This window comes from Bacteroides sp. RCH18, assembly GCF_058231005.1.
Window position 1 is genome coordinate 78,756 of record NZ_JBIPTC010000002.1, and the last position, 24,447, is coordinate 103,202.

Below are 24,447 nucleotides of genomic sequence, written 5' to 3' on the forward strand. Positions count from 1 at the left end.
ATAGATTTGATTCATTAAAGTTATATTCCGCATGGAAACCTGGGTGTGGCACCTTGCCACCCGCATGGAAACTTGGGTGTGGCACCTTGCCACGCCACTAGAAGGTCAGGTTGATGCCGAAGGTATAGACAGCAGGTACGGGGTAGCTGCCGTCGTCTACTCCGAAGGTGGTGGCGCTACCTCCCAGTTCCGGTGTGTAGCCGGTGTTGTGCTTCCATGTCTTCAGGTTCTGTATGTTGACATAGACTTTCAGTGCCTGCAAGCGTATTTTGGCAAGGAGGGCCTTGTCGAACGAGTAAGCAAGTTGCACGTTACGGATGCGGAAGAAGCTGCCGTCTTCGATGTAATACTCCGAATTCAGGTTGTTGATAGAATGTTTGGAGTTCAGCAACGGCTGGCTGTTGGAGGTACCTTCTCCGTGCCAGCGGTCCACGCGCTGTGACAGATAGTTGAACTGTGCAAAGTTATAATTGTCCCAGGTACGGAAAATCTCGTTACCGTGTTGTCCCATCATATCGATGCCCAATGACCAGTTCTTGTAGTTTACTCCGAGAGAAAGGCCATAGGTGAAATCCGGTGTCGGGTTACCTATCATTGTACGGTCTTCCGGAGTGATTTCTCCATCCCTGTTGACATCGGCAAACTTCAGGTCACCCGGAGTGACGGTAGCCAATGTGTTTTTGGGAGAGGCGTCGATATCTTCCTGCGACTGGTATACGCCTGCCACCTTGTAACCGTAGAAGAAACCGATAGGATAGCCCGCCATCGTGTAACTCTGCTGTTTGTCTCCGGCGATGATGGAGTATCCGTCCTGAACGAGGCTCTTCACCTTATTCTTGATGGTGGTCAGGTTGGCGCTGACAGAGTATCCCCAGTCACCGATCTGGTCACGCCAGCTGGCTGCCATTTCAACACCCATGTTTTCGATTTCTCCCAAGTTGCCGATGCCGGGTACTGTTCCGGAGATACCGGGCACTTCGGCAAGCAAGTCTTTGGTCCTTTTCTTATAATATACTCCTTCGAAGTGCAGACGGTTGCGCAGCACGTTCGTTTCGAAACCTGCTTCCCAAGCTTCTACTTTTTCCCAACGCAGATTGGGATTGGGCAGATAGGAGAGCTGGTAACCGGGATAGATAATGGACGGCTTGCCGAAAACAGCCGAGTAAGCATTTGACAACAGCGGTTCGGCAGGATAGGCCCTGTCCAGATTCTGATTGCCTAATGTACCGTAAGATGCTTTGATTTTCAACATATCGAGCCATTTGATATCCTTCATGAACTCTTCTTCGGTCATCAACCAACCGCCGCCTAGTGAGAAGAAGTTCTGCCACTCATTGCCGGTGTATGAGAAGGCGGAAGAACCATCGCGACGGAACGAACCGTTGAACAGGTATTTTCCTTTGTAGTTGTAGATCACACGTGCCAGCATGGATACCGTAGTCCGTTCCCATTGGGTACTTCCGTTGGTAGCTGTTGCGGCATCACCGATGCTGACAAACCACTTGTCCGGATCGTCAGGAATCACCAGACCGACACCTTGTTTACGTGCTCCGTCCAGTCGGCTCAGTGAATTGTAATACGTCGTGAAACCGGCTGTAGCGGTCAGGTTATGATTGCCGTGATCAAAACTATTGGTGTAAGTCAATAGATAATCACTCTGCACTTTCGTTTCATTTTCCTTGAACTGGCTGACTTCTGTCTTGCCGGTTCCCAATGTAACTACATCTCCTGCGGCAGTATCGTCATACACCTTCATGATAGGCAGATAAGTACGTCCGTTGTTGGAAGCATAGTCCATAGAGAACATCGCTTTGAAGTTGAAATGTTTCAGGAAGTCCACTTCGCCATAGATATTACCCGATGCCCGGTAGTTTTCGGCTTTGGTCGTATTGGCTTTCAGATCGACGTCTACCATCGGATTGTTGATCTGTGCTTTCTGAAATTCGGGCAGAACGCTGTACAGGCCATATTCCTTATTGTATACCGGTGCGATAGGGGCAGCACGAAGAGCGCCGAGTACCTGCTTGGAGTCTGCCGGAAGCGTGCGTGCTCCGTTGAACTGGAAGCCGACTTTCAGAAAGTCCGTGATCTTGTAGTCATTACTTGCATTGATAGTCACTTTGCTGAACTTCTCATGCTTGATGTTTCCCTGTTCGTGAGAGTAACCTACGCCCAGGTAGAAACTATGTTTCGGCGAAGCTCCGGTAATACTGATATTATTGTTGGTGATGAATGCAGTCTGGAAAATCTCATCCTGCCAGTTGGTGTTCGCGTTCCAGCCGCTGAAGTCGAACGGAGTGTCCTTCTGATTGGCAAGCTGTTCGCTGTATAGCTCCTGAAATTGCGGACCGTTGACCAAATCAACCTTATCTACTACTTTCTTGAAACCGAAAGAGGTATTAATGTTAACCAGTGTCTGTCCTTCTTTGGCTTTCTTGGTGGTGATGATGATGACACCATTCGCACCGCGAACACCGAAGATAGCCAGTGATGACGGGTCTTTCAGGATCTCCATAGATTCGATGTCCTCCGGATTAAGGAAGTTGATATTGTCATTGAATAGTCCGTCTACCACGTACAACGGTTTGTAGCCATTGATGGAGTTTGTACCACGGATACGGATTTCGGGGTCGGCACCGGCACGTCCGGAGTTTACGATTTGTACACCTGCCACTTTTCCTTGTAAGGAAGATAATGGGTTCGTTGCAGGTTTGTTGGCAATTTCTTCTCCTTTGACGTTGGTAATAGAACCTGTCAAGTCTCTTTTCTTCGCGCTACCGTATCCGATAACGACTGTCTCGGCTAGTACCTGCGAATCTTCTTTCAGGGTGACGTTGATCACATTCTGTGCTCCTACCTTGACACTCTGTGTAGTCATTCCTACATAGGAGAATACCAGTACGTCTTCTGGGGTGACAGAGATTGAATACTTACCGTCCATATCGGTGATGGTTCCGGTGGAAGTTCCTTGTACGAGCACCGATGCACCGATCAGCGGTTCATTGGCGGCATCTGTTACCGTACCGGTCACTGTCTTTGTTTGTGCAAAGGCGGATACGGAGGTCAGCAACAAGCAAGTGAGCGCCACTATGCTCTTAAACCTGATGGTTTTCTTCTGAAGATCTTGTAAAAGTCTAGTCCTCATTGCATTAAATTTTTCCATTCGTTACTATTTAGGTTGAAGTTTATTCTGCCGTCTTCCGGCGAAAGTAACAAAGTGAACAAATGAAAGGCAAAAAAGATTAGGGAAAGAGAGAGAAAGGGCAATTTTAACATTGTAATTATGATGTGTGAAAAAATTATTTGTCTTTTTGTTGCTTGTTTGTTTTATTCTATTTACATTTGTAAAACGAAACGAACTATGAAGCTACTTCTTTCTTATATTATAGGGTTGTTCCTGATTTTGTCTCTCTCTGCTTGTCATGATGGAGGTAATGCAACTACTCTTTTACATCAGGCAGACTCACTGATGCAAGAGTTCCCCGATAGTGCCCTGTCTCTCCTCGAATCCATTTCTCATCCTGAAAAGTTATCCGGCTCTGAAAGAGCTGATTATGCTATATTTTTGACACGGGCAAGGACTAAGTTGTATGTTCATGAGTCAAGTGATTCATTGATTCGGTTTGCAGTAGATTATTATAAAAGAAGTTGGAATAATGAGCGTAAGATGCAAGCCTATTATTATCGGGGTTGTGTGTATCGAGACATGCGGTGTATGGATTTGGCGGTAAAAGATTTCTTGCAAGCATTAAAGGTAATTCCTAAAGAGAGCGAGTATCTTTATTTGGGGGCCATTTATGAGAATCTGGCGGGATGTTATGCGGAACAAAATCTTTATAAGGATGCTATGCACGCCCATCATAAAGCGCATGAAATTTATATTAAGCAAAAGAAAGATGATGGTCTATTTTATGCTGTTAGAGGGATAGGGTATGTTTTTATGCTTCAACATCAATTGGATAGTGCTTTGGTCTATTATCAAAAAGCATTGGATGTTGCAGAGAATATAGGGGAAGATTATTATAAATCTATAATATTGAGTGAATTGGGAATTTTGCATAATGAAAAAGGGGAATTTCAAAAGGCTAACCAATATCTTTCTGCATCTATATCTTCTGCACCAACTGGTACTAATTTATTTTCTGAATATCTTCGAAAAGGTTGTATCTTACGTAATATCCATCAAATGGACTCTGCACGGTATTATTTGAATTTGAGTAAATCTTCTCCTTATATATTTAACCGTGGAGGAAGTTATGGAGAATTATATAAATTGGAGAAAGAAGAGAAAAATTATCCAGCAGCTATAGCGGCAGCTGATTCTTTTATTTATTATCTAGATTCAATTTATGATACAACAAAGGCAGCTGAGATAACTCGTTTGGCTGATCAATATGAAATCGAATTTTATCAGCAAAAAATTGCGGGAAGATATAAAATTGAGGTCTTATCACTTTTGCTGTTATTTATTATTGGAGGAGCGATTTCTCTTTGGATTGATAAACGTCGAAAAAAGAAGTATCTTGAGTTACAAAATCAATTAATGAAGAGTCGTACAGATATTCTATCTGGGGACTTTGAGGATCAGGGTAATGCTGAATCTGATTTTATGAGGATGTTGGAGCCGAGTTTAGAACTTTGTCTTCAGTTGTTTCGAAGGACAGAAACCCATGAGAAACTTCTTTCTTTGGAGAAAAAGATGGGCGTTGCTACCTCTTTGAGTATTCATGAAGGACAGATGATTTGTGAAAGCATTTATGAAACTTTTGGCGACATTATGCTTAAATTGAAAATTCAATATGCTGATTTAACTAAAGAAGACTTGCTCCATTGCGTATTTTTCTTATTGGGTTGCTCCAAAGAAACAATCTTATTATGTACACGTGCTTCTGAAGGAGCATTTAAAAGTCGGAAAAGTCGCATGAAGATTAAGTTAGGAGAAGAATTCTTTGAATGGATGACTATACGCCAATATCTTGTCTCATAGGTGTTTATGTTGGATTGTGACATTCCTGTAACTTTTCTGTAACTTGCAGTCGAGATCCATAGTTATCTTGTAACTTTATTGTGACCAGGCATCTGAATTTATTTAAATCTTATCCCTTACATTTGTATCATAACCAATAAAAATAAGTATTATGAAAGCAAAACTATTATTATTACTTTGTTGCTTATTTGCGATTGAAGGATGGGCAAATTCAAATGATATTCATTTACTAAAAGATAGCCGCTCTAATCCTATGGGAATACCTATTCAACCTACTTATGAGAAATGTGCTATTCTCTCTAATATTCTTAATGTAAGCTTCGGTAGAGCAAAAGATTATGCTATCATTACTGTAACGAATAAAGCTACAGGTGAAATTGTACATTCCAAAACTTATCACAACACTAGCATTGTCATGATTGATATGTCTTCTTGTGAAAAAGGAGAATATACTATTCATATAATTTTGAATGATTGTTTGTTGGAAGGTACATTTACTGTACAGTGAAACTGAACTGAATAAGGTAATGGATAAATGTACTTTTAGTCTTAGTGACAAGAAGTAACTTTTTGTGTTCCTTTTCTGTATAGTCGATATTTCTAATTGTAAAATATTAAGTTAGAGGAAGGAGGTAATTTCCTTTGGGATCTGTTATTTATTATTGTTGTAACGTATTTATCAACCTTTAAATTCAATCGGTTATGAAAGCAATTTTTTTTATGTTTTTATTATGTTGTATTTGCTGCTTATCATGTTCGGATGAGCAAAATACTCTTTCAGAAGAACAGAATGTTATTGAGAATAAGACTTTTGAAAAAGTGAGTAGTTTAGAATTGAAACAACAACTACTGGATTACTTGAATAATTCGGTAAAAACAAGAACTACTTTTAATAATGCTGAAATGAATTACGATTTAGGTATGCAAGAAATTTTGCGTCCACAAATCCAAACCTTTGGGGAGGAAATGATAGTTGTACGAAGTAAAATGGATGCTAATAATATAATGGCATTTTATAAAGAGAATGGTGTTATTGAAAACTGTCTTATAATTGAATGTGCACAAAATGCTGAAGATGCACTTGAAGAAACTATGTTCACATGTTATGATAGTAACAATATTCCTATTTTTAAAGCAATGGTTAATAAAAGAAATAATACATGTAATGTTCTTGAAATATATGATGGACTTGACGGTCTGACAGCCCGTGGTGGAAATTGGGGGTGCAATGTATCTCTTGGCTTGGCTGGTGCTTTATGGTCAACCGCTTTTGGAATGGTTACGGCTGGTGCGGGATTTGTTGTGGCGGTTGGTTGGTGTGTGTTACAAACTTGGCTATGTAGCTCCCGTGTAGTCTCTCGCCCTCCAACGGAAATACAAATAGATACAATAGAATTTAAGCCGATGGAAAGAGATGATGATAGTATAGCGAGAGACACAATAGGTAAACTATTGCCCCTGCGTTGATAATTATTTAATATGTACAGTAAATGAGAAATAATATCAAATTAGCATTGTTTTATATTTTAATATTAGGTCTGTTCTCCATTCTTTTATGTACAGAAAATAGTATTTGGTTTTCTGCTTCTATTGCAATGATTTGTACATCAACGGGAGTTTGCATAGGACAACTTATTAAGAAAAGAAAACGATTTCATGCTAGTACTGACAAATTATGGGTTCTATCAGGACTGTTTTTATTATCTATCATAATTTCATTATGCATTTATTTCTTTTTTGATAATAACCCCAATAAAGTGACATATATTTTACTGATGAATCTAGTTCTAGCTTTAGGTTCTATATTGTATATCTATATCACTAGAGAAAAAACATAAAATAATTAGTCGTATGAATTGATAATTAGAATATTTCAATTCATACGACTTTTCAAATATAGTATTATGAGAAAACTTATTTTATTTTTCCTATTTGTGTTTTCTGTTACAGTAGGATTTGCACAGAGTTTTTCCGGAGATAAACTGTTTATTTCGGTAGATGGTGGAAAAGGTGTATTGTTCGGTAAGTCAAACTTGTCACCTTTTGGTGTTAATTATCGTGGGGAATATAATGGAGGCTTGACGTGTAATGTGAAGACACTCTATCGAATTGATAAATTTTGGGTTGCCGGATTAAAGTTTAATCTCTCCGGTACTTCTGCCAATTATACACTTGATGATGAAACGAATGTAGCTGACAATGTAGAACTTTGGTATTTAGGACCGCAACTTGGATTCAAAATTCCAATAACCGAAAGAACTTTAATTAGTTGCGTATTGGGAGCCGGATATCTACATTATCGGGATGAAGGTCGAAGTAATAGTGAATTTAAATGTACTTCCGGTGTATTGGCCGGGAATATGGACTTTCTGGTAGAATATAAATTGACAGACCACCTTGCGGTAAACGGAGGCTTTTCTGTTTTAAGTGGAGACTTTAAGAAGATTGAAATGACAGCCGATGAGAAAAAGGAAACACTACGTCCAAACAAATTGGATAGACTCTATATGAGACGTCTTGATTTTCAGTTAGGACTAGTTTTCTGCTATTGAACATCTTAGGTCAAAAGATTAGCTGGATAGAGTGAACCTTGAAAGATATTTATTACTTTTGAGGTAAAGCTTGGTTTAGCTGAAAGGTATACGAACAGTCTGAATAATAAATAAAAATAGAACAATGAAATTCATGAAAAAAAATAGGCCAGATGTGATGATTATTATACTGCTTATTCTTTGGGGAATATATGAGATATTCGTAGTACCCTTTGAATATGATACTTTGGTATCTATTTTTGTTGGCTTTAATTTGGTGTATCTTTTTCCTTGGTGCTGTAAAGAAACAAGTGCTGAATATTTAAAGATAAGAAATGCTGCCTTACAATATGCTTTCACATTAATCATTGCAGTACTTTGTGCTTTAAAGATTGTCGGAGTTCTGTGTGAACGTATGTTTGATGTTGATGGTCTGAAAATGATATTTATTGGCGTCTTCTTTCAAAGTGTCTATTTCCTGATTGTTAAATTTAAACGTTCGAAGATACATGAAAGGTAATATTAAATTGGCATTATTCTTTGTTCTATTATTGGGACTCTTTACCATTCTTTTATGTACGGAAAGTAGTCGTTGGTTCTCGGCTTCCATTGCAATGATTTTCACAATGAGTGGTGTTTTTCTAGGGCAACTTATTAAGAACAGGAGAAAAAAGTAGTTAATAAACAGAGCGCTGTTTCATCCTTTTTCAAGATAAAACAGCGCTCTGCTTATTGATATTAACGCCTGTATGGCTCTCTTTTAGTACATCTGCTCCGCAGTCTCCATACATCGAATAACATCTTCCTTATTTCCACAGAAAGGACCGGATTTCTCGATCTTCAGCGTAGACATGGCGGCAGCAAACCGACCTGCTTCTTCGATGCTCGCACCCGATACCCGTTGATACAAATATCCGATAGTATAAGTATCTCCACAGCCGGTTGCATCTACTACTTGTCCGGGTTTATAAGCCGGAATGCGATAAAAATCCGTACCGTCGTAAATGAGAGACCCCATACTTCCTAAAGTGACTAATACTTCTTTCACTCCCCATTCGTGCAGTTTACGTGCGGCCTCATGCGGATCGGAAAGTCCTGTGAGCACTTCCATTTCGTGCTCATTTACTTTAAGGAAATGAATATATTGCAGAGCTTCCCGCTTGTCAGTCCAGTCTACCGGGTATACGTGCGTATCACGTACTTCACGCAGGTATCCTTGCGAATCGACAGCTATCAATCCTTTCCGGGATAACTCCTTAATCACTTCTAAAGAAAAATCATCTGCTAACAGCGAACCAAGATGATAAATTTCCGCCTCTATCTCCTGAAGCTGGGAAGCGGTGAAAGGATCGGCTTTAGCCAACACACGTTGTGTACGGTCATCCGGATTTTCTCCATAGATGTTCTCGAAGTATACAGAGTGCTGGCTGGGTAATGCGGTTACGCTGATGCCTATCCCGCGCAGCTGGTCTACTACTTTCATTTCCGTAGCGCCGACTGCTGTCACTAATGCATAATCTATGTCATTGAAATGGCGGATAGCGTGTGAACAATAGAAAGCTGTGCCTCCAGGCATATAGACTGTGCTTTGAGGAGTGACTACCTTATCCAAAGTGATATGGCCGATGCAGCAAAGTTGATGTTTCTTCATATATGTAATCAATTAAAAAGCCCCCAAGATATTTCTTGAAGGCTTTCTAGTTTATATAAATGTGTGCGGATGATAGGACTCGAACCTACACGCCTCACGGCACCAGATCCTAAGTCTGGCGCGGCTACCAATTACGCCACATCCGCATGCGTCGCTTTTTGTTTAGCGGTGCAAAGATAGGAAGATTTTCTGATTTGACAAATAATTAGGCAACAAAGTTACTCACTTAAGATTTCAAAAGCCTTTTCAATCAGTGTGTCCCTATGTTTAGATTGGTCATCCTCAGTCATATCGATAGCTATATCAGGCAAAATACCTTCTTCCAGCGGCTGCATATTTTTGTCGAAATGAGGACTGGCGGAGAAGCGGATGCTCCATCCGTTCGGCAGTTCCGATGTGAAAGGAAGTCCCGAACCGCCACCTGTCTGGTCACCGACCTGGATGATCTTGCCATTGTCTATGCTGCGCATCAGATTGACGAAATCATTGGTTGCACTGTAGCAACGGCGGTTGGTCAGTATAACGACTTTCTTCTGCCAGCGGATGCTGTTGGAAGGTTCCAGGTAGATCGGTTCCGGTTGGGAAAAGTCACTATGTCCTGTTCCCGTTTTATGCTGTATGAATCCGGTCAGGATTTTACTATTGGTAAATCGGGCGGCAATGCGGGAAGAATTAGTCAGATTACCTCCTCCGTTGTCGCGTACATCGATAATCAGTCCGTTGCAGGTTGCCAGATAGACAAGGATTTCATCCAGATTGCCATCGCCGACCCCGGAACTGAAACTTTCGTAGCGGATATATCCGATATTATTGTCGAATATTTTGTACTTCATCCCCGCCGATGTATAGTAGTCCTTGCTGGCACTGCCCAGGTAATACTGGTAAAGAATATCCTCCCGATAATTCCACGGATACCCCTGATACCATGCGTCGTAATAAGAGACACGCTTGGCAGATGAAAGATTGACATGACCGTCTTTCAGGATATAGAGCATCTCGCTGAGTTTATCGAAAAGGTCGTCATTGGACATACCCGGTACAATCAGTTTGCTGTATTTCTCATGAACCGCATCCCAGTCAATACCTTTCGAGTCCAGAAAGCAATACCGTTCGTCAATGATCTTCCATAGTTGCTCGAAGTTTCCTACGGGATCATCAGCGTAATCATCTTCTCCGATGCACCCCGTCTGTATCGGGAGGCAGCAGAGCAGTAAAAGTAGTTGTATAATTCTATTTCTCATTCTTAATCTTTCAGTTCTTGTCCATAAATTCTCCACTCTCCACTTCTCCTAGTACGCCCTCACCGACGGAGGCAGATTCGCTCCTTTTTTGTTGGAAACCCGATACAGGTCTTTCACAAATCCTACCATAAATACATGAGAGTAGGTATGTGTCTTGATTCCGTTAACATTGGATTGTTGCAAGTCTGCCAGATAACTGAAACGCATCTTGGTATATCCTATCGGCAGATCGACAGAAAGCATCTGACGGAGAGACGGTTGATTGTGGAGAGAGGTAAATTGGATAACTCCGCTGGAGTTGCCCAGTGAGAAGATTTCGTAATAAGACTGTCCGTAGTGCGGTGAGAACATAAGTCCGATCATCGGCACGTTGACTTGATAGCGGAGTACCATCGGATAGCGCTTGATTTTCAAATGCCAGATAGCCATTCCCGAAGCGTCCAGATTGACGTATGCCCGGGCAGAAGCCGGATTGTTCGAATTGCGGAGATTGTAGACAAATCCTCCGTTGACGTCAAACAGTCCTCCTGCCAGTAACTTGAAGTTCTCGGTGAGGCGGAACTGGTAATGGAGGCCATAGTTCCAGTTGACGAGTCCGGAGAAGGTATTGTTGTTGTCTGCGCGGTTGTGTGTATAGCCGACGTCTGCCTGAAAGAAGTTCTGCACAGAAACATTCCCGTCGAACAACTTTGTCATCCGGATCGTCTCGCGGGAAATACGGAAATCTATTCCTTTATATTCCTGAGGCGAAAGATAGGTGTCGAACACATTGGTAAATCCGACTCCGTACATGGTGGCACGTGTTACGTAGCGATGTGCTTGCAGACTGTCGGTCTGCGCCTGTAATCTTGTGCAGAGGGCGAACAGGAGGTATCCTGTCAACCCTAAGTATAATAAGTTTTTCTTCATTGGCACATTGGGTATTTTTTACCGCATGTATACATTAGCTAAAACAGCTTCATCTGTCCCGTAATCTCATCGATGATGTCCCCTTCGCTCTTATCGCTGTCCGGGTCCAGATTTTCCGGTTCTTCTTCCGGTTGTTCCGGTTGTTCGTTAGTCGGTTCCGGGAAACGGGTCGGTTCAAGTTCGTTGATGGTATCCACCGTATAAGTAGTGATACGCTTTCCTTTTGCCTTGAAGCCTTTGACTGCAATAAATTCTTCCGCGTCAATTACCATCGCTTCACGGAAACTATCGTGTCCGCCGAATATGACTTCCAGACGAGGATAGTACTCATCAGTCAGCAGGATCAGACGGGTATTCTTGTTGTCTCCCAGATAGTTCTGCTTGCGGTTGGAACCTTCAAAACAGAAACGTTTCAGATACGGATAGTTCTGCTGGTCGGCATCATAAAGCGCGGCAGTCCATATCTTGTTCGGGTCGAACTTCTCGACGATGCTGACATTATCTTCGTAGTGGTTGCTCAAATCGAAATTAGTGGTGTAGAACTCGCCATTGTTGAGCACTACCAGAATGGTGTCGTCGCTTTGGAATTCTCCCAGATATTCACCCCGTCCGTCGTAGTTGAGGCGCAGGATATCGCGGTCGAACCAGACTTTTCGTCCTCCGAGGGTAGAGCCTCCTTTCTGTTTCAGGGTAATCTTATGCACCGGCAGTCGGGTGAGGATCACTCCCTGTGCCTGACGTCCCTTGATGCTGATTTCACTGAAATCACGTTCGAAGATGATGCGTCTTACACGCGGGTTCGGCTTTAATGTCACTTTGATGATTTCGGCTTCTCCGTTCGGGTTGGCGCTGAAATAAGTGATGCGTGAGTCCGGCGTTCCTTGCGTGACATCGTATTCACGGTCGCGGACCACACCTGTCACGGCAAAACGTTTGATATACGTCGTTCCTTCTTTGCCGTCCCGGTAAGTGATATTGTAGATGGTGCGTTTGTCATTCTTCTTGAATACATTGACGTAAAGAATGTTTTTGCCCACAAACTTCTTGTCGGCTACCGGAGTGACGATATATTTACCATCCCGGAAGAAGACGATCACGTCATCGATATCCGAACAGTTGGCTACGAATTCATCCTTCTTCAGTGCTGTTCCGATAAATCCTTCATCACGGTTGATGTAGAGTTTCTCGTTGGCCTCTACCACTTTGGCGGCTTCGATGGTGTCGAAGTTGCGCAGTTCAGTGCGGCGCGGGAAGTTCTTTCCGTATTTGCTTTTCAGCATCTGATACCAGTTTACGGTATAGTCCACGATGTGAGCGAGGTGATCGTCGATTTCGGCGATCTCTTCTTTCATACGGGCGATCAGTTCATCGGCTTTGTCGGTGTTGAACTTCAGGATGCGCCCCATCTTGATTTCCATCAGTTTGAGAATATCCTCTTTGGTCACTTCACGGATAAAGCTCGGGTAGAAAGGAGTCAGGCGGTCGTCGATATGTGCGCAGGCGGCGTCCATGTCTTTGGATTGCTCGAACTCTTTGTCCTTATAGATTCGTTCTTCGATAAATATTTTTTCGAGGGAAGCGAAATGGAGTGATTCCAGTATTTCCCCTTTCTTGATTTCCAGTTCCTGTTTCAGCAGTCCCAGTGTGTTGTCTGCCGACTTTATCAGTACCTTGCTGACGGTGAGGAAGTGAGGCTTGCTGTCATCAATCACACAGCAGTTGGGTGAGATGCTTACCTCGCAGTCGGTAAAGGCGTACAGTGCGTCGATCGTTTTGTCCGATGAAGTTCCGGGTGCCAGGTGTACCAGTATCTCTACGTTGGCGGCTGTATTATCGTCTACTTTGCGTATCTTGATTTTTCCTTTGTCAACAGCTTTCAGGATGGAGTCGATGACGGTAGAGGTGGTCTTGCCATACGGAATCTCCGTGATGGCGAGTGTCTTGTTGTCCAGCTTGTTGATCTTGGCGCGTACTTTTACCGCTCCGCCGCGTTCTCCGTCATTGTATTTGGCTACGTCGATGGAACCGCCTGTCTGGAAGTCGGGATATAGCTGAAACGATTCTCCACGCAGATAGCTGATGGAGGCGTCGCAAAGTTCGTTGAAGTTGTGAGGTAATATCTTGGATGAAAGTCCGACGGCGATACCTTCCACTCCCTGTGCCAGCAATAGCGGGAACTTCACGGGGAGGGTGACCGGTTCCTTGTTTCTGCCGTCGTAAGACAGCTTCCATTCGGTCGTCTTGGGATTGAATACGATGTCCAGCGCAAACTTGGAAAGGCGTGCCTCGATGTAACGGGGAGCTGCCGCACCGTCACCGGTGAGTATATTACCCCAGTTACCCTGACAGTCTATCAGCAGGTCTTTCTGCCCCAACTGTACCAGTGCATCGCCGATAGAAGCATCACCGTGCGGATGGAACTGCATGGTGTGTCCCACAATATTTGCCACTTTGTTATACCGCCCGTCGTCCAGACGTTTCATGGAATGTAGAATACGTCGTTGTACAGGCTTCAAACCGTCATTGATGTGGGGAACGGCACGTTCCAGAATCACATAAGAAGCATAGTCCAGAAACCAATTCTGGTACATGCCTGTTAACTGATGCTTTACGTTTTCGTCCCGCGCGTCCGCCGGTTTGTAGTCTGAATGTCCTTCCGTTATCTCGTTGATTTCGTCACTCATATATCAATCTTCGCTTTGCTTTAACAACAAATTTTCTTCTATCCATCAAAAAAAGGAGGATGTGCACGCAAAAATACGAAATAAATTCAATATGAGGACGAAAAGAACTCACGTTTTTTATGATGCTGACAGCTTCAGTAATCCTTTGTTTTCTTGTGTAAACTTCCCGAAGACTTGACAAAGCCCTTTTTATGTTGTATATTTGTAGTCGGCTATCCAGCTTTAATTAAAACCTGAACCAATGAAAAAAGAATTGTTTTTTGCTGCATCTGATAGGAAGTATATGCCTTTAATTTGGTATGATATACTGACAATATAACGAATAGAAGTCTGAGAAAACAGACTCTGTGAGACTCATTTATCATTGATGGGCTGCGAACTCTTAGCGGGTTTGCAGCCTTTTTTGTTGCATAAAATTAAAGATTAATCTTTGAAAAGGGGAATTTGAGTTTATAATAAACTGGGGGGACGTTTATAATAAACGATGCAGGAATTTATTAGAAACGTTTGTCTGGTTTATAAATAAAAGGTTGAAGTTTTTCATGGGAGCTTGGTCGGGGTGTTGCAGTATCTCTGCCACGGATGTGCTTATATGGTGAAATATGATAACATAAACTCTGTTCGCTTTATGATACAAAGAAGGAGCGTGTGTCAGAGTCAATAGTAACAAAATTCTCCTCCTTCAGGAAGGAGGAGTCCCCGTAGGGGGAGGTGGTAGGTGAATACATAAACTATTGATATTCAATTGTACAGTACACCTACCACCCCGGCTTTCAGCCACCCCTCCTTCCCGAAGGAGGGGAGTTTAGTTACTTTTGACATACCCTCCAACAAAACTATAACCTAATGAAAAAACGAGGAAGAGAAGGGCGGGGTTATACCCGTATTTCCCAACCTTTTTCGTATTCTCTGCCCCAGAGCTTGTTAGCTTCCAGATCATTCAGAATACGTCCGCTCCCCGGATCAATATTTAAAGAATGACCTACACGTTGTGCGATATTGCCTAACTGTACTAACTGAGTACTGATGCAGGCATCTACAATGCCGGAATTCAGCTTACCACCTTTGCGGATGGCGTCAAACCAGTTTTCGAAATGATAAGCATCCAGCTTTTCCGATGGATTTAGCAAATTACCAGTTTCAAACTTCAAGTTACTTTTTACATCTTTGATTACTTTCCCTTGTAAGTCTGTTATTTTGTACTCATTGCCTCCACTGATGAAAAGGGTGCCTGTTTCTCCGTAGAAAGCGGTACCTACTCCGTATCCGTCTACCGGTGTGCTGTTGCAACTACGCCCTTCCCAAGAGCAGGATGCTTCGTCGCCGAACTGGAAAGTGATGAGTTGTGTATCCGGAGTTTGCCAGTCGTCTTGAAAGCGATAACGTCCTCCGACAGAATCTACCTTTGTCGGATAATCAACGCCCAGCCCCCAACGGAGGATATCAACGAAATGAGTTCCGTTATTCAATGCTTCACCGGTACCCCAGTTCCAGAACCAGTGCCAGTTATAATGGACATAATTGTCTTTAAAATTGGGCACCCGTGGTGCAGGGCCTTGCCATAAATCCCAGTCCAGATAGTCGGGTACAGGAACCACTTTTCCTGTGCCGATGGAAGGACGGTTGTTGACATACCAGGACTTGGCATATCTCACTTTCCCGATTGCCCCAGACTTAATCTCTTCTATTGCTTTGATAACGTTCGGCCACGAACGGCGCTGGTTGCCGACTTGGACAATCCGGTTATATTTAAGCGTCGCCCTGACTAACATTTCATTCTCTGCCGGATTGTGGCTGGTCGGTTTTTCCAGATAAACATGCTTTCCTGCTTGCATAGCCATAATGGCTGCTTTGGCATGCCAGTGGTCAGGCGTGGCAATGACTACCGCCTCAAAATCGTCCGATTCCAGCATTTTGCGGATATCTTTTTCTCCTTTAGGAGTGCGTCCGCTTATTTTATGAATATCTGCCTGACATCTTTCAAGTGCTCTTGAATCAACATCACAAAGGTAAGTAACTTCACAACCTTTCATCTTGGCAAATCCTTGTGCCAAGGCATTACCTCTGGAGTTTACACCAATGACTCCGATTCGTATTTTTTCGTTCGCACCCAGGATTTCCTGATAACTATTTGAACCGAAGCCGGGAATAATGCTTCCCAAGGAAAGGGCGGCCGTGCCTGCAACTGTTTTTTTGATAAAATCTCTTCTTGTTGTCATAGTGTTTATTTTTCCTCAAAGTTAAGCCGTTATTAACTGATATCAGACTTCTTTTCCGTCAATCAATCTTCAAAAAACGTAAAGCTGTTACTTCTTTTTTCGAAGGAGATGACGTAACCCGATAACGAGTATACGCGGAATCCATAGTATGAAATAGATGAAAAAACTGATAACGAGCACATACCCCAGTTGAGTGAATATTTCAATCCACGGACGTGTATAGACAAGGATTGCAATAATATTGATTGCAAAAGAGAGAAGAAAGCATATCAGATAAATGTTTCTTTCCCTTTTAATTTTTTGGGAGGTGATGATGATATCTTTCATAATTTAAAATTTCATATATGGTATTTTATATTCGTCGGGGAAAAGGATATGTCGCTCTTCCTCCATTGCTTGATTGCCAAGCAGGCAAAGTACGGTGGAGCAATAGGCTTCTTCTACCACATTTTGTGCTTTTTCTCCAGTGATACATGATTGGCAGAAAGAAGAGAGAATGATATCGGAACCATCTTTGTCGGCTCCGATCATGCTCAGCCCGTTGTTGACGTTAATGTCTCCTTCAATAACAAAATGTGGCGTGTATTCCATTTTTGTTTCCGGTCTCCAACTGGGTCCGGCTGTCGGGATAGCAGCGAATACTTTATCCTTAACCTGTCCGATAAGTTGCCGGATGCCCGATGTTGAATGGTCCTCTTCCAGATAATAGATACCTTTTGCCATTTCCATAGTACCTTTGTGTCCGAGGATCTGGTCTTCCATACCGTTGAATTTATTGGAAATCAACGATTCGTAGGCAATCTTCGTTCCGTCGGAGTATCGGTAAGTCACATTTACGCTATCGTATACTTCGCGACCGTCTTTCCAGTAGACGATGTCACCCATACCGATGATGCTTACCGGCATTCTTTTAGCTGCCCAGTTGCATACTTCCAGTTGGTGACAGGCCAGTTCGGTCATTAATCCGCCTGAGCTTTCTTTGTACAATCGCCAGTTGATTTGATGTTCCAGTTCCGGTGAGGGGACGGGACGGCGCCAGTCTGCATTTCTGAACCAATGGCAGCGCATTCCTACCACATCTCCGATGAGTCCGGAATGAATCATTTGCATTCCTTTGATATACTTCTCGTCATACATGCGCTGCATGCAGAAGTAGAGAACCTGGTTGGTCGTTTGATAGGCATCATATATAGCTTTGCATTCGTCTAAAGTCCGTGCCATGGCTTTTTCACAGAATACGTGTTTGCCGGCTGCCAGGGCATCCAGTACGATGGGGGCATGCCAGTTCAACGGAGTAGAGATAATTACGCCGTCAATATCTGCCGATTCCAAAAGCTTCCGGTAGTCAGTGTATGCTTTGGCACCCGGACATAACTCTACTGCTTGTTGGAGGTTAGGAGCATAATTGTCACAAACGGCAACAATCCGGGCATGGGGAATCTCTTTTAGATTGTGGATATGATACTGTCCCCTGGAACCAGTACCGATTAAAGCGATCCGGGCTTTCTCGTTGCGGATTTCTTTAAGCTTTTCGGGTGTGCAGGAAGACAGCCAGGGTGTGCTTGCCAGCAGTGCAGTTCCTCCTGCGATATATCCCAGACTTTTGATGAATTGTCTGAGATTCAAATCGACTCCTTTTTCTATTTTGTTTCTCATATTTTATAGAGTATATATAGTTCCTTTTATATGTTTGAAGTTCTCGTTGATCTGTTCCCGTTGCTGGTCGTCGGCAATCATCCAGACTGTACTGAGTATTTCTGCATCCAGCGGATTGTCTGATAAGATACTCGTAACTTTTTTTTGTTCGTTGTGGATTCCTGTAAGCGGATTTATAATATGCCCGGTGTACTGTTCCGTATTCCCGGAAGTGGACAACGTATTGTCAGTTAGGCAGAATTCGTCAAGAGTTTGTTGAGTGTAAGGATTCTGCAAACTGACTTTCCAGCAGTCTCCATAAGGATGGTGTCCTATTCCCATAATCGAACTGTTGCCAAAATCGACGAAAGCATTCTCTATATTTCCCCGCAAGAGGATTTCTTGAATCTTTTTTAAGGCGTATCCCTTCGCGAAACCTCCAAAATCAAGTGTTACGGAAAAGTTGCTAAAAGAGATATGGTGATTGCCGTGAATTTGTATTTGTGAGAAATCGTTTAATGTGATGTCGAAAAGATGAAGAGTCTTTTCATAATAATATTGGCATGACCGTAGGATATCTTCCAATTCCGCACTGACAGAAACTGAATCTTGTTGTGTATGGCTGTTTAGCTTTGATACTTCACTTGTGGCATCAAATCGATTCAACATCTTATCCAACCTTTCTAACTCGTCGGTAATATGTGCCCAAAGCATGTTTAGGAGGGGAAGGTTGGAGTGAATCATCAGGATATCAAGACGTGTCCCCATAACATGAGGAATGAATCCATGAAACATGGATTCATCTGCATAATATTTTATTTCACTTCTTAACACGTGTCTGCGGTCTTTCTTATTTCTCTTTCTTTGCCAGCTCTACAGCTGTAGTGGTAATATAATATTTAGATATTGTATTCTCGTTTTCCCATTCCGGCATATTTTTATCATGCAAATAGCCAAGGAATGCTTCTGCTACTTTACTGAAGTGAGCTTCATGTCCCAGTCTGTCCGCCTGTGGAATATCAATCAGATAGAGTCCTTCATTCATTTTTTTGACGGATAGGAATGGATAGGTCGCTTGCAGTTGTTTGATGGCCTTTTGCAACTGGCTCTCAAATTCGGAGTGATCAGACTCTGCGGCTTTTTGGATGTAGAGCTGTTTCACAAAACCGCTTTCTTTGTCCTGAATTGTTTTCAATGTAGCCTTACTTCCTTTCTTAAGGGAGGTAAAAGTGTCGCCACCATCACTTGGAGGAGTGTAATTCCAGATAACCTTCATACCTATATGAATCCCCTTTACTGTGTAATTTAGGCTACCATTCGCTAAAACCTCCAGCGCATTATTATTGATATATTTGTTCAAGAAGGCGGGGAAGGTGTCAGCCTGCGTCGATTGCGAAAATTCAGGTAATGTAATGCGGGTAGGCCAATGTCTGGCTTTCAATACTTCTACATCCGACTGATAACGGATGGTTTCGTTGGGGAAACATTGCCAGTTGACCAGATCGATAAGATGAGTGGTTACATCCGCAATACCTTCTCCTTGTTGCTCTGTGTCATAATACCATACCGGACGAATCAGTGGCTTGCCTGATACATTCTTAAAGAAATGATGAACACTTTCCATAGAAACTGACGGATCATTCAAAGACCCTTTTTGCAATTCACCAAAAAGATCTGGATTGTTCAGTAATGCTTTTTCGATGATATTCAGGATGTCATATCGTTCAGTCATCAAGTCGTAAAGGAGTAATTTCCTTTCCTTTGCCAATTGATATGCTTGAATCAGTAAGTCGAAATCCTTCTTGTTAATGGCCAAAGGCTTGTCGGAAAGCACATTGTATCCTGCTTTGATAGCTTCCAGAATATAGTTTGTTTTTTTCTGGTTGTTTCCGGCAAGCACGACTACATCTCCTTGACGGTCGGAAAGCATCCTGGAAAGATAATCGCCCCCAATATATATTTCTTCTTTCCAGGATGTGGGATTCTCCGCCCGTTGATTATAGCTATTTATGTCGTTCAGATATTGTTTGACTTCCGCTCCTTCGGGAGCATATACCCGAATTGTGTCGTTCACTGAGGCCAGCGGATTCTTTTGCAACAGACTGGCATGAAAATGTCCTGGGTCGAGGACCACTATTTTTACGTTCGGATTCATATCTTTGTCATGATTGTTGTTTGCCTGTTTTTGGGAAAAAGAGCAGGAAGCAACTATTAATGAGATGGTCAGGATCCCGATGTGTCTGTATGTGTACCTCATGTGCTATTTTTATTTATAGGTTTTAATTAGCTTCTGTGCATTTTTCAGCCCTTTTCGGTATGCCTCCTCCATGGTAACGATTTTGCCGTTCTGCTCTTTGCTCATATTGGAAGCTTTCATAAAAGTGAATATCTCAATTGTTTCTTCTTTCGAGATCGGAGCTACTCCGGTCTTGAAAAAAGTGAGTATTTGATCGAGCAAAACTTTGTAACCTTCATATCCTCCTGCTGCTATTGCACCTTTGGGGGTATAAGCTGTACCGCCATAAATGGCCGGACCTTCTTTGATTCCCCTGAAAGTACCTATCCGCCCGTCTTTCCAACGGCCTACCACTACATCAGCATCTTGGGAAGACATACGGTTGACTGACTCGCAACCGGTTCCCATAAGAGTATAAAGCGTTTCTACTCCGTGAATGCCATAAAAACCGAAGTCGGGGTGAGTCGGTTCTACCTTGTGAGGAGAATAACAGTCAGCTCCCAGAATTTTGCCGAACTCTCCGTTTCTCAGCTTTTGATTCTGTGGAGAATATCTGAGTGCAGAAGAAGAAAAGATAGGCACATTGTACTTCTCCGCCATTTCGTAAATGGCAATAGCTTGTCCCAATGTCGCTCCAATAGGCTTGTCGATATAGCATATTTTTCCGGATTTGAATACTTCCATTGCTTGTTCGAGGTGGATTCTACCGTCGTTTGTTTCAAGCATGACGCAATCTACCTTGTCAAGCAATTCCGCTATGGAAGATGTAATCTCCACACCGTGTTTCTTGACCTCTTCTATATATCCGGGAATTCGTTCGTAACTGGACTGGATAGTCTTTGAACCATAAGGGTAAGCTGCTACGACTTCGAACTCTTTGACAAACTTATCGTCAGAGTCTCCGTTCAGTAGCTCGGTGAAAGCTGTGGAATGGGAAGTATCGAGCCCGATAATTCCTATTTTAATTACATCCTGCGCATATAGTCTGAAGCTGACAGACAAGAAAGCAAGGAGGATAAATAAGATATTTTTCATATGTATTTATAAGTTTATTCGTTCTGCACTTTCAGGATCCAAATATAAACAAGAATTTTCTTTTTTGCGTAATATACTGGCCGGACATTTTTCGGAAATTTCTCCATAAAGAGTGTTGTATACTGCATTGGCTTTATTTTTAAAAGGCACAATGCAGAACATCCAGTCGGCTTTTAATAAGGCTGGAATGGTAAGAGTCAGTGCTTTAGCAGGAACAAGGTCGAATGCTTCAAAGCATTTTTCATTCACTTGTTGCTGGCGACATATCGGGTCGAGTTCTACTACTTTAACTAAATGGGAGTCGTTGAAATTGGCTACATCCGGATCATTGAATGCAATATGACCGTTTTCTCCAATTCCCAGACAGACAATATCGACAGGATGACGAAGCAGCAATTCGGAATAACGTTTGCATTCTTCTTCAAGGTTTTCTGCTTGTCCGTTCAGATAGTTTACAGTCTTGAACGGGACTTTGTCGAAGATACGCTGACGGAGAAAATTTCCGAAACTTTGTGGGGCTTCCGGATGAATGCCGATGTATTCATCCATGTGGAAAGCGTTGATTCTGCTCCAGTCAATCTGTTTACTGTGAATAAGATGACTTAAGAATTCATTTTGTGAAGGAGCTGCGGCAAAAATCATATTGATTTCAGCTTTCTCTTTGAGAAGTTCGCATATTTTGTTAGTAACTTCTGTCGCAGCACATTTCCCCATCTGTTGGATAGAAGGGAACATTTTGACTGTTAATAGATCTTGTTGAAACAGGTATGTTTCATTGATTGTAGATAACATGGCCTTTTGATATAGTTGTTGTTACGTTAATTTGATTGTCGAAAATGACGATGTCGGCATCTTTACCTTCCTCCAGAGAACCCTTCTGGGAATCCACATGCAGAATGCGGGCGGGGGTAAGGGTTATCATTCGGATAGCATCGATTAGGGGTATGCCGGCTATATTTATCATGGTTCTTACCAAACGATCTGCGGTAGCTACGCTTCCGGCAAATGCCGAACGGTCGGGAAGCTTGGCTACTCCGTCTTCAATAATAACTTTCTGACCGTTGGTCAGGCTGCCCAATATGGATTCACCGTCCGGCATTCCCGCACCTCGCATGGCATCTGTGCAAAGTGCTGTTTTATCGGCCCCCTTGAACTTATATACGAATTGTAGTAAAGGTTTGGGCAGATGAATGCCGTCCGCAATGATTTCTACTGTCATATCATCAATCAGATAAGCTGCCTCTACCACACCTGCATAGCGATAGGCATTTCTACGGGTGATGGTTGACATCGCTGAATATAAATGGGTGACATGAGTATATCCTGCTTCGTATGCTTTTACCACTTCTTCATAAATGGCATCGGTATGTGCGATGGATGGGAGGATGTGATAGCTTTTGAGCTTTTCCCCCAGTTCAACTGCTCCCGCCAGTTCCGGAGCAATACTCCATCGTACAATATCTTGTGAAGCTTCCAGTATTGCGTTATATTCATCCGGATGAGGCGTTTTCAAATGATTGGGGTCTTGGGCTCCACACTGCTTAGGCGAGAAGTAAGGTCCTTCCAGATGCAACCCGATAAATTGGGCACCTTTTTTATTAAGACTTTTGGCTTTTTGATAAACGGCAAAGGTCATCATTAGCTCTTCGTTTGTGCTGGTCAGTGTTGTAGGTACCATGGCTGTTGTTCCATATCTGGCATGAGTTTCGGCTACTCCCAGAAAGGCTTCTACGGTTCCATCCATAAAGTCATGACCTCCGCCGCCGTGAACATGTATATCAATAAATCCTGGGGAGACATATTGTTGGTTGGCATCTATGATCCGGTCGTCAGCTTGAGGAATATATGCTTCGGATGATACAATCTGTTCTATCTTACCATTCCGGCAAACCATTATTTTATTGGTTTCGATGCCGGTAGGGAGTACTAGTTTCCCATTGATAATAATCAGTCTTTCCATTTTTTTTTATTTTTAATGTCTTACGTTCAGTCTTATCTCCAGGAGTTGATTTTATGCCCTTTGATGGCAAAGAATACCAGATAGATAAAACAAGGAATAAGTACCCAGTAACCGATGCGCAAACTGTACTGATCGGCAAAGTGACCATATACCAAAGGTAAAATGGCATTGCCGCATAATCCCATAATCAGCAGAGAGGAACCGGTTTTGGTGAATTTGCCTAACCCATGAATGGAAAGAGGCCATATTCCTGCATAGATCAGAGCGTTGGGAAAACCTAAAGCATTCAGGAAGAAGATGGAAGCATTGGCTTGATGACCGAATAATGTCATATCGAAGTCTGCCCATACCACTCCGAATGAGAGAACCAAACCTAGTAATGTACACCCTATCAGTGCATTTTTCTGGGAAATGTATTTAGGGATAAGGATGATGCCAAGTATATATCCTATCATTGTGCATCCCAGTGTGTAAGAAGGGAATACTTTTGCTTCCAGCAAATCCATCCCCATAGAGTTGGCGTAATTGATTATAGTGTCAATGGCTATAACCTGTGTACCTACATGAAAGAAAATGGCCAATGCACCTAATATGAGGTATGGAAAGTCGAGAATGCTTTTTTTGTCAGTATGTTTATTGTCCTGTTCATCAGTGGCATTCTGCTCGTCAGTATTTATTTCCGGTAATACGGAGTAGCGGATACCGATACCTGTCAGCAGTAAGATGATGCCCAGGATAATGTATGGGATAATGACACGTTGTATCAATTCATTGAGCATGGCGTTCTTTGTTGCTTCGTCCAGTGCACCGGATTCAATTAATGCAAAGAGTTCACTGTCGTTTGCTTTCAGAATAAGGGCAGCGAATATGAGCGGGGAGATAATTCCTGCCACTTTATTGCAGATTCCCATGATGCTGATACGTCGTGCAGCACTATCTATCGGACCGATAATGGTGACATAAGGATTGGCGGCTGTCTGCAAAATAGCCAAGCCGGTGCCAATAGAAAACAAGCCGATAAGAAATATTTCAAATTGCCGTGCCAGGGCTGCCGGGACAAAGATAAAAGCTCCCAAAGCAGTCAGCATAAAGCCATACATGATTCCTTTTTTAAATCCTACTTTCTTCAATAGAATGCCCGAAGGAATGGCCATGACAAAGTATGCTATATAGAAAGCAAAGGCTACAAAATAGGATTCAAAATGGGTAAGCTCGCAAGAAATACGGAAGTATGGAATCAGTATGGAATTGACCCATGATACGAATCCGAATATAAAGAACATACCGGCCAGAATAGCCAGAGATATATAATAAGTTTTTTTTCTTGCCGAAGGTTGATTGTTTCCCATAAATTGGTCT

Annotated in this window: 19 protein-coding genes and 1 tRNA gene; 5 read left to right on the forward strand and 15 right to left on the reverse strand. The window is 42.6% G+C overall.

The features are described from left to right. Window positions 1–97: 97 nt before the first annotated feature. A complete protein-coding gene (locus ACHLI0_RS15640; protein WP_490749621.1) occupies window positions 98–3,163 on the reverse strand; it encodes a SusC/RagA family TonB-linked outer membrane protein in 3,066 nt (1,021 codons plus the stop codon). 198 nt (window positions 3,164–3,361) lie between these two features. Here ACHLI0_RS15640 and ACHLI0_RS15645 point away from each other — a divergent pair, with 198 nt between their 5' ends. The 5 genes from ACHLI0_RS15645 to ACHLI0_RS15665 all read left to right on the forward strand — a co-directional run bounded on the left by ACHLI0_RS15645 (window position 3,362) and on the right by ACHLI0_RS15665 (window position 8,038). Further along, window positions 3,362–4,987 carry a tetratricopeptide repeat protein gene (locus tag ACHLI0_RS15645; RefSeq protein WP_022472115.1) on the forward strand — a complete coding sequence of 542 codons (1,626 nt, stop codon included), beginning with the start codon at window positions 3,362–3,364 and terminating at the stop codon, window positions 4,985–4,987. Window positions 4,988–5,138: 151 nt separating this feature from the next. Beyond that, window positions 5,139–5,495: a DUF3244 domain-containing protein gene (locus ACHLI0_RS15650; RefSeq protein WP_008762522.1), complete on the forward strand. Its 357-nt coding sequence runs from the start codon at window positions 5,139–5,141 to the stop codon at window positions 5,493–5,495. Window positions 5,496–5,689: 194 nt separating this feature from the next. Next, window positions 5,690–6,454 (forward strand): hypothetical protein, encoded by a 765-nt coding sequence (locus ACHLI0_RS15655; protein WP_061473625.1) that lies wholly within the window; start codon window positions 5,690–5,692, stop codon window positions 6,452–6,454. A gap of 437 nt (window positions 6,455–6,891) precedes the next feature. Continuing rightward, complete coding sequence (locus ACHLI0_RS15660; protein ID WP_490749622.1) at window positions 6,892–7,539, forward strand: hypothetical protein; 648 nt, start codon at window positions 6,892–6,894, stop codon at window positions 7,537–7,539. 124 nt (window positions 7,540–7,663) lie between these two features. After that, window positions 7,664–8,038 carry a hypothetical protein gene (locus ACHLI0_RS15665; protein ID WP_008767119.1) on the forward strand — a complete coding sequence of 125 codons (375 nt, stop codon included), beginning with the start codon at window positions 7,664–7,666 and terminating at the stop codon, window positions 8,036–8,038. Between the two features lie 240 nt (window positions 8,039–8,278). On the opposite strand, the gene ACHLI0_RS15670 is transcribed toward ACHLI0_RS15665, so the two are convergent. The 14 genes from ACHLI0_RS15670 to ACHLI0_RS15735 all read right to left on the reverse strand — a co-directional run bounded on the left by ACHLI0_RS15670 (window position 8,279) and on the right by ACHLI0_RS15735 (window position 24,437). Further along, complete coding sequence (locus tag ACHLI0_RS15670; RefSeq protein ID WP_008762527.1) at window positions 8,279–9,169, reverse strand: carbohydrate kinase family protein; 891 nt, start codon at window positions 9,167–9,169, stop codon at window positions 8,279–8,281. A gap of 64 nt (window positions 9,170–9,233) precedes the next feature. Further along, window positions 9,234–9,315: transfer RNA gene (locus ACHLI0_RS15675), tRNA-Leu, on the reverse strand. A gap of 72 nt (window positions 9,316–9,387) precedes the next feature. After that, a complete protein-coding gene (locus tag ACHLI0_RS15680) occupies window positions 9,388–10,410 on the reverse strand; it encodes a S41 family peptidase (RefSeq protein WP_011108892.1) in 1,023 nt (340 codons plus the stop codon). Window positions 10,411–10,458: 48 nt separating this feature from the next. After that, window positions 10,459–11,319 carry a DUF3316 domain-containing protein gene (locus ACHLI0_RS15685; RefSeq protein WP_008762529.1) on the reverse strand — a complete coding sequence of 287 codons (861 nt, stop codon included), beginning with the start codon at window positions 11,317–11,319 and terminating at the stop codon, window positions 10,459–10,461. Between the two features lie 38 nt (window positions 11,320–11,357). Then, a complete protein-coding gene (locus ACHLI0_RS15690; protein ID WP_061473624.1) occupies window positions 11,358–14,003 on the reverse strand; it encodes a DNA gyrase/topoisomerase IV subunit A in 2,646 nt (881 codons plus the stop codon). A gap of 875 nt (window positions 14,004–14,878) precedes the next feature. Continuing rightward, window positions 14,879–16,222, reverse strand: coding sequence for a Gfo/Idh/MocA family protein (locus ACHLI0_RS15695; RefSeq protein ID WP_016269714.1), 1,344 nt, complete (start codon window positions 16,220–16,222; stop codon window positions 14,879–14,881). Window positions 16,223–16,309: 87 nt separating this feature from the next. Next, a complete protein-coding gene (locus ACHLI0_RS15700; protein ID WP_011108895.1) occupies window positions 16,310–16,549 on the reverse strand; it encodes a hypothetical protein in 240 nt (79 codons plus the stop codon). A gap of 3 nt (window positions 16,550–16,552) precedes the next feature. Next, window positions 16,553–17,878, reverse strand: a complete 1,326-nt coding sequence (locus ACHLI0_RS15705) for a Gfo/Idh/MocA family protein (RefSeq protein ID WP_008767112.1) — start codon at window positions 17,876–17,878, stop codon at window positions 16,553–16,555. A 3-nt stretch (window positions 17,879–17,881) separates the two neighbouring features. Then, window positions 17,882–18,652, reverse strand: coding sequence for an FAD:protein FMN transferase (locus ACHLI0_RS15710; RefSeq protein ID WP_196071145.1), 771 nt, complete (start codon window positions 18,650–18,652; stop codon window positions 17,882–17,884). 55 nt (window positions 18,653–18,707) lie between these two features. After that, window positions 18,708–20,114 carry a putative oxidoreductase C-terminal domain-containing protein gene (locus tag ACHLI0_RS15715; protein ID WP_490749623.1) on the reverse strand — a complete coding sequence of 469 codons (1,407 nt, stop codon included), beginning with the start codon at window positions 20,112–20,114 and terminating at the stop codon, window positions 18,708–18,710. A 9-nt stretch (window positions 20,115–20,123) separates the two neighbouring features. Then, window positions 20,124–21,128 (reverse strand): Gfo/Idh/MocA family protein, encoded by a 1,005-nt coding sequence (locus ACHLI0_RS15720; RefSeq protein WP_490749624.1) that lies wholly within the window; start codon window positions 21,126–21,128, stop codon window positions 20,124–20,126. Between the two features lie 6 nt (window positions 21,129–21,134). Beyond that, complete coding sequence (locus ACHLI0_RS15725) at window positions 21,135–21,920, reverse strand: glucosamine-6-phosphate deaminase (RefSeq protein WP_008762537.1); 786 nt, start codon at window positions 21,918–21,920, stop codon at window positions 21,135–21,137. Beyond that, window positions 21,901–23,088, reverse strand: a complete 1,188-nt coding sequence (gene nagA, locus ACHLI0_RS15730) for an N-acetylglucosamine-6-phosphate deacetylase (protein WP_070750674.1) — start codon at window positions 23,086–23,088, stop codon at window positions 21,901–21,903. The genes ACHLI0_RS15725 and nagA overlap by 20 nt, the downstream gene beginning before the upstream one ends. Before the next feature lie 32 nt (window positions 23,089–23,120). After that, window positions 23,121–24,437, reverse strand: a complete 1,317-nt coding sequence (locus ACHLI0_RS15735) for a sugar MFS transporter (protein WP_278715095.1) — start codon at window positions 24,435–24,437, stop codon at window positions 23,121–23,123. Between the last annotated feature and the right edge of the window lie 10 nt (window positions 24,438–24,447).